Raw genomic sequence first — 510 nt, 5'->3', positions numbered from 1 at the left:
ATGTCCTAAAAGGGCTATACACGAGGGTAGGCCGCTATTATTTCTCTAATCCAGAAGCGAGGCGTTTGGCGCTAAACTTCTATCAGCAACTTGCTAACTTATGTCGAGAGCAAGCCTATGACCGTATTATGGAATGCGTGAGAAACTACGGTAAAGAAAGTGGCACTATTTGGCATAGCATGCAAGGCAATATGCCTAATGATCTTGCTCACGTTCGTTAATTAGTATTATACAATAGGAACCAGTAGTTATAATTAAATCTGGTTCTTATCTTTTCTATAATTAATTATACCAAGCTATTTGAATATTAATTTCTTAGTTAAGCTTGTATTCGTTATAGGTTAATAAAAATTTTAGTTATTGATATTAAGAGTACAGTCTACTGGGATAGCGACCTCTAACATGACATCGATAGATTCAGGAGGCGTTGTTACATTGATGGCAGCTAGATCAAGCGTTTTAAAGCACTTAAATGCTTCTATTCGAGTTATAGTATCAATGGGAATACAC

At 36.1% G+C, this 510-nt stretch carries 1 pseudogene; it reads left to right on the top strand.

Annotated elements, in window-relative coordinates:
• A pseudogene (locus tag ABN217_RS20485) lies at positions 1–221 on the top strand (fatty acid metabolism transcriptional regulator FadR); the annotation flags it as partial.
• Positions 222–510 lie beyond the last annotated feature (289 nt).

The organism is Proteus sp. fly-1067 (genome assembly GCF_040139345.1).
Lineage (GTDB): Bacteria > Pseudomonadota > Gammaproteobacteria > Enterobacterales > Enterobacteriaceae > Proteus > Proteus vulgaris_B.
This window is presented reverse-complemented; position numbering and strand designations above follow the sequence as displayed.